General features: G+C 72.1%; 6 protein-coding genes. 4 read left to right on the top strand and 2 right to left on the bottom strand.

Features of this window, described 5'->3' with window-relative positions; all coding sequences use genetic code 11:
* Positions 1 to 108 precede the first annotated feature (108 nt).
* Positions 109 to 1560: an amino acid permease gene (locus ACIODU_RS23185; RefSeq protein ID WP_401769766.1), complete on the bottom strand. Its 1452-nt coding sequence runs from the start codon at positions 1558 to 1560 to the stop codon at positions 109 to 111.
* A 203-nt stretch (positions 1561 to 1763) separates the two neighbouring features.
* The gene (locus ACIODU_RS23180) at positions 1764 to 2810 is read right to left on the bottom strand and encodes a hypothetical protein (protein ID WP_401769715.1); all 1047 of its coding nucleotides are present in this window, start codon (positions 2808 to 2810) and stop codon (positions 1764 to 1766) included.
* Between the two features lie 399 nt (positions 2811 to 3209).
* Between ACIODU_RS23180 and ACIODU_RS23175 the strand changes: the two genes are divergently transcribed.
* From ACIODU_RS23175 to ACIODU_RS23160, 4 genes are all read left to right on the top strand, one after another.
* Entirely contained in the window at positions 3210 to 4580 is a 1371-nt protein-coding gene (locus ACIODU_RS23175) for a deoxyguanosinetriphosphate triphosphohydrolase (protein WP_401769714.1), read from the top strand.
* Positions 4581 to 4711: 131 nt separating this feature from the next.
* Positions 4712 to 5998 carry an NAD(P)/FAD-dependent oxidoreductase gene (locus ACIODU_RS23170; RefSeq protein ID WP_401769713.1) on the top strand — a complete coding sequence of 429 codons (1287 nt, stop codon included), beginning with the start codon at positions 4712 to 4714 and terminating at the stop codon, positions 5996 to 5998.
* A gap of 80 nt (positions 5999 to 6078) precedes the next feature.
* Complete coding sequence (gene dnaG / locus ACIODU_RS23165) at positions 6079 to 8022, top strand: DNA primase (RefSeq protein ID WP_401769712.1); 1944 nt, start codon at positions 6079 to 6081, stop codon at positions 8020 to 8022.
* A 297-nt stretch (positions 8023 to 8319) separates the two neighbouring features.
* Positions 8320 to 9564 carry an RNA polymerase sigma factor gene (locus ACIODU_RS23160; RefSeq protein WP_401769711.1) on the top strand — a complete coding sequence of 415 codons (1245 nt, stop codon included), beginning with the start codon at positions 8320 to 8322 and terminating at the stop codon, positions 9562 to 9564.
* The last annotated feature ends 50 nt before the right edge of the window (positions 9565 to 9614 follow it).

Below are 9614 nucleotides of genomic sequence, written 5' to 3'. Positions count from 1 at the left end.
ACCCCTCCCCGACCTTCTGGTTCTCGAACTGATCACCACGTTAGGCGGGGGGTCTGACAACGGCCCGATCGAGCCGGTGAGCTGGGGGAATTCCGAGGTGTCCCCGCGTCAGACGATGTCCTCCATCTGCTGGATGTCCCGGGGCGAGTGGGTGTGGGTACGGGTTTCCTGGACGCGGCGCGCGAACGGCCAGTACACCGTCGCCAGCAGCAGCGCCCCGGCCAGCGCGGCCACCGCGTAGTTCATCGTGTCGACGGTGACGGGGTAGCTCTGCGGCAGGCAGAACAGCACCGTGCAGAAGGCCACCCAGACCACCGCCGTCCAGCCCACCGGCTTGCTCCAGCGGCCCAGGTGCCACGGCCCGGGGGTGAACCGCTCGGGGCGCACGAGCTTGAGGAAGACCGGGATGATGTACACCGGCGTGATCCCGACGACGCTGATCGCCGTGATCGCGCCGTACGCGGTGGCCGACCACAGCGACGGCAGGGTCAGCGCGAAGGCCGCGACGACCGTCATGCACACCGCCCAGTACGGCACCAGGGTGCGGCGGCTGACGCGGCGCCAGAGGTGCGAGAAGGGGAGTTCGCCGTCGCGGCTGACGGCGAAGACCATCCGCGAACCCGACGTGGTCACGGCGATCGTGCAGAAGAACATCGCGCCGATCACCAGGAGCAGCATCAGCGTCGCGCCGTCGGTGCCGAGCGCGTCGATGAGGATCTGGGCCGGCGGCACCCCGGTCTCGGTCGCCTGGGTGGCGGCGTAGTCCTGGACGGCGAACGTGAGGCCGGCCAGCAGGACGAATCCGCCGATCCACGACCACACAATCGACTTGATGATGCCGCGCGGCGCCGAGACGGCGGCCCGGGTGGTCTCCTCCGACAGGTGCGCGGAGGCGTCGTACCCGGTGAAGGTGTACATGGTGAGCAGCAGGCCCAGAGCGCACACGTACAGCGGATTCGAGAAGCCCGTGTCGTTGACGAACTCACCGAAGACAAAGCTGGGCGACTGGTGGCTGTCGGGCAGGATCCAGAGCGTGCCGACGATGGTCACGATGCCCACCAGGTGCCACCACACGCTCAGGTCGTTGAAGAAGGCGGCGATCCGCACCCCGCACAGGTTGATCGCCGCGACGGCGATCAGGATGACCGCGAGGATCAGCAGCGTCGAGCCGGGTGTGGGTTCGTAGCCCGTCTGGAGACTCAGCAGCGCGCCGAGGAAGGCCGCGGCGCCGTAGCCGCTGCCGGCCAGACCGCCCAGCATGCCGAGCAGGTTGATCCACCCGGTGTAGTACCCCCAGCGCGGTCCGCCGAGGATGCGGGCCATGTAATACATGGCCCCCGAGGTGGGGTACGCGCTGGTCACCTCCGCCAGCGCCATCCCGATGACCAGGACCATGGCCCCGGCGCCCACCCAGCCCCACATCATGACGGCGGGGCCGCCGTGGCCCATGCCGTATCCGTAGAGGGTCATGCAACCCGTCAACACGGAGATGACACTGAAACTGATGGCGAAGTTCCCGAACGGGCCCATGCGCCGGGCCAGAACGGGCTGGTAGCCCAACTCCTTGAGGCGTTGCGCGTCCGGAGTGTCGCCCCGGTCGCCCCGGTCGCCGAGGGCGGAGGTCCGGGAGGTGCCGGCGGGCGAACCGGTCGGTGAGGTGCCTGTCGAGGAAGACAACGGTCGTCCTTCTGCCGTGGTGGTGGGGGGTCGGGGGGTGCCGGGAACGGAGGGGGGCGAGGAAGAACGGGGGCGGACGGCCCCGGTCAGGTGGCCGGCCGGTGCCGGTGTCTGCCGAACCGCGCCGGTCCCGTCCGCGCGGACGACCCGGCGACACCCAGGCACTGGCTGCGGCAGCGCGTGATGTGATCGAGGAGCGCGTCCTTGTCCCCCGGGTCGGCCAGCCGGAACTGCCAGGGACGCGGCGTGACGTGACGCCCCATCGCCCGGAACACCCTTCCCGCTTCCTCGTACTGCTGTCCGGCCCACAAAGCGTGCGCCAGGTAGTTGAGGTCCTGTACGGAACGCTCGCCCTCCGTACGGAGGGCGAACCATCCGTGGAAGGCGGACAGCGCGTCCTGGATCGCGTAACTGTTCAGCCAGTGCATGTCGAGCGCTTCCCTGGGAAGCCGCAGCCACCGCTCGACCCGTACGTACACCGGCAGCATCAGCAGCGCCGCCGCCGCGGGCTGCTCCGCCCGGCTGAGCACCCACCGCGCGTAGCCGTCCGCGTGGCTGACCGCGGCGGCGTCGGGCCGGCTGAGCCAGTACTGGAGCATCCGGTGGTACGCCTCGCGGTTGTACGGGTCCAGGGCGTCCGCCCGCCGCAACAGCCCCCAGGGTCCGGCCGGCAGCATGGGGTCGGCGGCCTTCACCCGGTGCTCGCCCGCCTGTTGGTCCTCGTCGATGACGGCGAGGGCCAGGAAGCAGGTCCAGGGCACGGGGTTGTCCATCGCCGCGTGTACGGCGGTACGGCAGGCGCCGAGGGCCGTGTGCCACAGGCCGTCCGCGTTCGGATACCCGCCCCGGAACGCCCGGAGCGCCCGCTCGGACGCGACGCGCGCGAGCATCACCGTGGCGGTGGCGTCGGGTTCGTCGTCCGCCCACGCCTCGACGACGTCGGTGCCGGCGGCGGAGGCCGCGAGGACCTGACTGCGGTACGTCCAGGTCGCCCAGGAGCGCGAGGTGTCCGTACGCGCGAGCAGCGTCCGCATGGACATCCACCGGCCCAGCGCGACTTCCTCCAGGGCCACCCTCAACTCGGTGTCGGCGCCCGCCGGATGCATCACCGGGCGCCAGTCGCCGTCCGCCACGCTCAGCCCCTCGCGACGCCGGTGCCGCGGACGGGAGCCGCGGACACAGCGGTGGTACGGGGCGCACGGCCCGCGGGACGTGCCGGGCGGGCCTGTAACGCGGCAGCGAACATCGTCTCCACAGATCCCCCTTCCTCCACGGGACTTTCCCGTGAAGCGTGAGGCTTTCCATGAAGCAGCCCCCACCGCGGTCCATTGCACACTACACGGCGTGTTCGAGCCCTTACGGAATCTTTTCGCAAATTAAGAATCGCAACTCGCCCACAATGTGCGCACAATGCACACCGCCGCATTGGGGAAATCCACTCACTATTCCATTTCCACCCCGATCGGGCCGTCCGGGCGATATGCCGTGGCCCGGGGGGACCCGCTGTCGGTCCCTCCGGTTACCTTCGATACATGGCAGGCACCACCGGTACGACCTCGTCCCACTCCCCGGCCCCCTCGACCCCCTCGACCTCTTCCGTCCCCTCCACCCCTTCGACCCCCTACGACAGCGCCGCCACCGAGCGCTGGGCCGCGGAGCCCGACAAACGGCCCGGCAGGACCGCGTTCCAGCGCGACCGCGCCCGCGTGCTGCACTCCGCGGCGCTGCGCCGCCTGGCGGGCAAGACGCAGGTGGTCACCCCGGGCACCCGTAACCAGGACTGGGACGCCAGCGCCCGCACCCGCCTCACGCACTCCCTGGAGTGCGCCCAGGTGGGCCGCGAGCTGGGCGCGGCCCTCGGCTGCGACCCGGATCTGGTCGAGACCGCCTGCCTGTCGCACGACATGGGCCACCCGCCGTTCGGCCACAACGGCGAGCAGGCCCTCAACGACTTCGCCGAGGACTGCGGCGGCTTCGAGGGGAACGCGCAGTCGCTGCGCCTGCTGACCCGCATCGAGCCCAAGCGGTTCGTCGTGTCCGAGGAGACGGGCGAGCCGGTCAGCGTCGGCCTCAACCTGACCAGGGCCGCCCTGGACGCCGCGACGAAGTACCCCTGGCCGCGCGGCGCCCACCCCACCGAGCCCGCCTCCGCGAAGTTCGGCGTGTACGAGGACGACCTGCCGGTCTTCGCCTGGGCCAGGGAGGGCGCCCCGGCGGGCCGTACGTGCTTCGAGGCGCAGGTCATGGACTGGTCCGACGACGTCGCCTACTCGGTCCACGACTTCGAGGACGGGCTGCACGCCGGCCATGTGGACCCGGCCGCACTCTCCTCCGCGACCGAGCGCGACTCGATCTGGGCGGTCGCGATAGGCCGGTACGTCCCCGCCGACACCGACCCGGCCGAGCTGTCCGCCGCGCTGGACCGCCTCATGGGACAGCGCTGGTGGCCGCACGGCTACGACGGCTCCGCCGTCGCCCAGGGCCGCCTCAAGGACGCCACCAGCCAGCTCATCGGCCGCTTCTGCCTGGCCGCGGAGGGCGCCACCCGCGAGGCGTACGGTACGGGCCCGCTCACCCGGTACGGCGCCGAGCTGGTCGTCCCGCGCGAGGCGCGCCACGAGTGCGCGGTCCTCAAGGCCGTCGCCGACCGTTACGTCATGCAGCGGGCCGAGCAGGAGACCCTCCGCGCCGACCAGCGGATCGTCCTGGCCGAGCTGGCCGAGGCGCTCACGGCCGGCGCGCCGGAGGGGCTGGACCCGCAGTTCCGCGCGCTCTTCGACACGGCCGGGGACGACCGGGCCCGCAAGCGGGTGATCGTCGACCAGATCGCCTCCCTCACGGACGCGGCGGCGCGCTCCCTGCACAGCGGCCTGTACAGCGGCCTCCACAGAAGAGGGCGCTGACGGCGGAGGAGCGCGGCGGACGGGGCCCCGTACCCCCCGCCCGCCGCACAGCACCGGCGCGCCCCCTCTTCCCCCATTACGCTCCGTACGGGACGCTCGCAGATGGCGGCTGAGCAAAAAGGAGGCTTCAAGTGGTCGACGCACATCGGACATTTGTCATCGTCGGCGGCGGGCTCGCCGCGGCGAAGGCCGCGGAGACCCTCCGGGCGGAGGGCTTCACCGGCCGGGTGATCCTGATCGGCGACGAGCGCGACCATCCCTACGAGCGCCCACCCCTCTCCAAGGGCTATCTGTCCGGCAAGGACGAGCGGGACAGCGTCTTCGTGCACGAGCCCGCCTGGTACGCGCGGTCCCAGGTCGAGCTGCACCTGGGCCAGACGGTCACCTCGATCGACCGCAGCACCCGCTGCGTGCACCTCGGCGACGGTACGTCCGTCCCCTACGACAAGCTGCTGCTGGCCACCGGCTCGGAACCGCGCCGCCTCGACGTCCCCGGTACGGATCTGGCGGGCGTCCACCACCTGCGCCGCCTCGCCCACTCCGACCGGCTGCGCCAGGTGCTCTCCGCCCTCGGCCGGGACAACGGCCACCTCGTCATCGCCGGGGCCGGCTGGATCGGCCTGGAGGTCGCCGCGGCGGCCCGGGAGTACGGCGCCGAGGTCACCGTCGTCGAGTCCGCGGCCACCCCGCTGCACCAGGTCATCGGCCCCGAGCTGGGCCAGCTCTTCACCGACCTGCACCGCGAGCACGGAGTCCGCTTCCACTTCGGGGTACGGCTCACCGAGATCGTCGGCCAGGACGGCATGGTCCTGGCGGCCCGTACGGACGACGGGGAGGAGCACCCCGCCCACGACGTGCTCGCCGCGATCGGCGCCGCCCCGCGGGTCGCCCTCGCCGAGGCGGCCGGCCTCACGCTCGCCGACCGCGCCACCGGCGGCGGCATCGCCGTGGACGCCTCGCTGCGCACCTCGGACCCGGACATCTTCGCGGCCGGGGACGTGGCCGCGTTCCCGGTCTCCGGCTGGGGCGAGGGCCTGCCCGTCGACCGGGTGCGCGTCGAGCACTGGGCCAACGCCCTGAACGGCGGGCCCGCCGCCGCGCGGGCGATGCTCGGCCAGGAGGTCACGTACGACCGGATCCCGTACTTCTTCTCCGACCAGTACGACCTGGGCCTGGAGTACTCGGGCTGGGCGCCGCCCGGCTCGTACGACCAGGTGGTGGTCAGGGGCGACGCGGGGAAGCGCGAGTTCATCGCCTTCTGGACCAAGGACGGCCGGGTGCTCGCCGGGATGAACGTCAACGTGTGGGACGTCACCGAGGACATCCAGCGCCTGATCCGCTCCGGCGCCCGGCTGGACCCGGAGGCGCTCGCCGACCCGTCGGTGCCGCTCGCCTCGCTGGCCGCCGACGGCACCTGACGCCCGCGAAGGTCCTGCCCCCGACCGGCCCCCGGACCGCCCTGTCCGCCGGTGTCGTAGCGCCACCGTAGAATCCACGCGTGGCCGGCAGGATCAACGATGACGACGTGAAGGCGGTTCGGGACGCGGTCCCGATCGACGCCGTCGTGTCCGAATACCTCCAGTTGCGCAGCGCGGGCGGCGGAAACCTGAAAGGGCTCTGCCCCTTCCACGACGAGAAGTCCCCCTCCTTCCAGGTCAGTCCGAGCAAGGGCCTCTTCCACTGCTTCGGCTGCCAGGAGGGCGGGGACACCATCGCCTTCGTGATGAAGCTCGACCACCTCTCCTTCTCCGAGACGGTCGAGCGCCTCGCCGCCCAGGCGGGCATCACGCTGCGGTACGAGGAAGGCGGCTACAACCCGGCGGGCCAGCGCGGCGAGCGCACCCGCCTGGTGGAGGCCCACAAGGCCGCCGCGCTGTTCTACGCCGAGCAGCTGTCGGGCGCCGAGGCCGAGATCGGCCGCACGTTCCTCGCCGAGCGCGGCTTCGACCAGGCGGCGGCCGAGCACTTCGGCGTGGGGTACAGCCCGGCCGGCTGGGACCACCTCACGAGCCATCTGCGCGGCAAGGGCTTCACCGACAAGGAGTTGCTGCTCTCCGGTCTCTCCCAGGACGGCCGCCGCGGCCCGATCGACCGCTTCCGCGGCCGGCTGATGTGGCCCATCAGGGACATCTCCGGCGAGGTGGTCGGCTTCGGCGCGCGCAAGCTGCGCGACGACGACAACGGCCCGAAGTACCTCAACACCCCCGAGACCGCGATCTACAAGAAGTCCCAGGTGCTGTACGGCGTCGACCTGGCCAAGAAGGACATCGCCAAGGCGAGCAGGGCCGTGGTGGTGGAGGGGTACACGGACGTGATGGCCTGCCACCTGGCCGGCGTCACCACCGCCATCGCCACCTGCGGCACCGCCTTCGGGGCCGACCACATCAAGATCCTCAGACGGCTGCTGATGGACAACGGCAGCGCGCGCGTGATCTTCACCTTCGACGGGGACGCGGCGGGCCAGAAGGCCGCGCTGCGCGCCTTCGAGGACGACCAGAAGTTCGCCGCCGAGACGTACATCGCCATCGCCCCCGACAACATGGACCCCTGCGACCTGCGCCTCGCCAAGGGCGACGAAGCGGTCCAGGACCTGGTCGAACCGCGCACACCGCTCTTCGAGTTCGCGATCCGCCAGATCGTCTCGCGGTACGCGCTGGAGACCCCGGCGGGGCGCGCCGCCGCCCTGGACGAGGCGGCGCCGATCGTGGCCCGGATCAAGAACGGCGCGTCGCAGCACGAGGTCGCCGTCCAGCTCGCCGGGATCCTCGGCATCCTGGACACCCAGTTCGTGGTCAAGCGGGTGGCGCAGGTGGCGCGTTGGGCGCGCGACCGGGGCGGACGCGGCCCGGCGGCGCCCCCCGAGCGCGGCGCCCGGCGCAACGGCCCGCAGGGTCCCCGGGGAGCGCAGGGGTCCCACGACGGCCAGGGCGCGGTCGGCCGAGGCCCCTCAGGACCCGCGCTGAACCTCCGCAGCCCCGCCCACCGCACCGAGCGCGAGCTGCTCAAACTCGCCCTCCAGCGGCCGGAACTGGTCTCCCCGGCCTTCGACGCGTACGGCGGCGACGAGTTCACCGCCCAGCCGTACGCGGCCGTGCGCCGCGCCATCGAGGACGCGGGCGGCGCCGAACAGGGCGTGGGGGCCCCCTTCGAGTACCTGGCCCGGGTCCGCGACGCCGCGCCCAACGACGCGGTGCGCGCGATGGTCACGGAGCTGGCGGTCGAGGTCTTCCACGGCAAGACGATCGACGAGACCTACGCGGGGGAGCAGCTCGTCCAGGTCCGGCTGCGCGCGGTCGACCTGCGGATCCGCGACGTCACGGGCACCCTGACCCGCCTCGGCACCCACTCCGACCCGGAGCACTACGCCGCCGTACAGAACGAGTTGTGGGTGCTCCAGCAGTACGGCCAGTCCCTGCGCAACCAGGGCGCGGCCGCGCTCTGACGACCCGGCGGCCCTGACCCGGCCCGCCCGCCGTCATCCCGGACGACACCCTTCCGTAACGGCCCGGTCACGCACGGGACTCAGAAAAACACCGCACGCCCCTCGTGGCGGCGATGTGTCGTACCCCACACTGGTTGCGGTGCCTGAGTCCCCGGGGCGCGGCCCGGCCACGCGCGCCGGGCGCCGCACCCCCCGCGGGATCCGCTCATCGTGTACGGGACGGATGCGGCCCGGCCGTTTGCGTCCCGCTGCCGCACGCCCCCGAACCGGCAGTGATCACCCTGGAGGTCGCCCCCCGTGCAGACCCAGACCCAGTCCGTGAGCCCGGCCTTGACGCTGACCACAGACCTCACGGCGTACCTGACCGACCAATCGCCCCTGTCACCGGCCGTCCCGCCCCTGTCCGCGGCGGTCCCGCCCTTGTCACCGCCGGTCCCCCTCTCCCCGGCCGTCCCGCCCCAGAACCGCGTCGCGCACCACCCCGAGGTGGTCCGCACCCTCCACCCCGACAGCCTCCACCTCACCAGAGGGAAGTCCGACGCCGAGGGCCGGGTGACCGTCGTGGAGACCCTCACCGAGGACCCCGTGGACGACGTGCCCGAGCCCCGCCGGGGCAGCCGCGCCGACAGCGGCCCCACCTCCGACCTGTTCCGCCAGTACCTCCGCGAGATCGGCCGCATCCCGCTCCTCACCGCCGCCGAGGAGGTCGAGCTGGCCCGCCGCGTCGAGGCCGGCCTCTTCGCCGAGGAGAAGCTCGGCACCGCCACCGACCTGGACTCCCGCCTCGCCCACGACCTCGACCGCCTCGTGGTCATGGGCCGGATGGCCAAGCGCCGGCTGATCGAGGCCAACCTGCGCCTCGTCGTCTCGGTCGCCAAGCGCTACATCGGCCGCGGCCTGACCATGCTCGACCTCGTCCAGGAGGGCAACCTCGGACTGATCAGGGCTGTCGAGAAGTTCGACTACGCCCGCGGCTTCAAGTTCTCGACGTACGCGACCTGGTGGATCCGCCAGGCCATGTCCCGGGCGCTGGCCGACCAGGCCCGTACCATCCGGGTCCCCGTCCACGTGGTCGAGCTGATCAACCGGGTCGTCCGCGTCCAGCGGCGGCTGCTCCAGGAGCGGGGGTACGAGCCCACCGCCGAGGAGGTCGCCGCCCAGCTGGACGTCTCGCCCGAGCGCGTCGGCGAAGTGCTGCGCCTCGCCCAGGAGCCCATCTCCCTGCACACCCCGGTGGGCGAGGAGGACGAGGTGGCGCTCGGCGACCTGATCGAGGACGGCGACGCCGCGTCCCCCGTCGAGTCCGCCGCCTTCCTGCTGCTGCGCGAGCACCTGAACGCGGTCCTCTCCACCCTCGGCGAGCGCGAACGCAAGGTCGTACAGCTGCGGTACGGGCTGGACGACGGGCGGCCCCGCACCCTGGAGGAGATCGGCAGCCTCTTCGGCGTCACGCGGGAGCGCATACGCCAGATAGAGGCGAAGACCCTCGGCAAACTGCGCAACCACACCTACGCGGACCAGCTGCGCGGCTATCTGGACTGACAGCGGCGCCGCACCCCGTCAACCCGGGTGCGGCGCCGCGTCGATGGAGA

It is taken from the genome of Streptomyces sp. NPDC088261 (assembly GCF_044740805.1).
In the GTDB taxonomy this organism is placed as follows: domain Bacteria; phylum Actinomycetota; class Actinomycetes; order Streptomycetales; family Streptomycetaceae; genus Streptomyces.
The sequence above is the reverse complement of the archived record's forward strand: the minus strand, read 5'-3'. Positions and strand labels throughout refer to the sequence as shown.

Excerpts from the sequence above, each read along its gene's own strand:
- ACIODU_RS23175 (WP_401769714.1), top strand. The coding sequence starts at position 3,210 with ATGGCAGGCACCACCGGTACGACCTCGTCCCACTCCCCGGCCCCCTCG.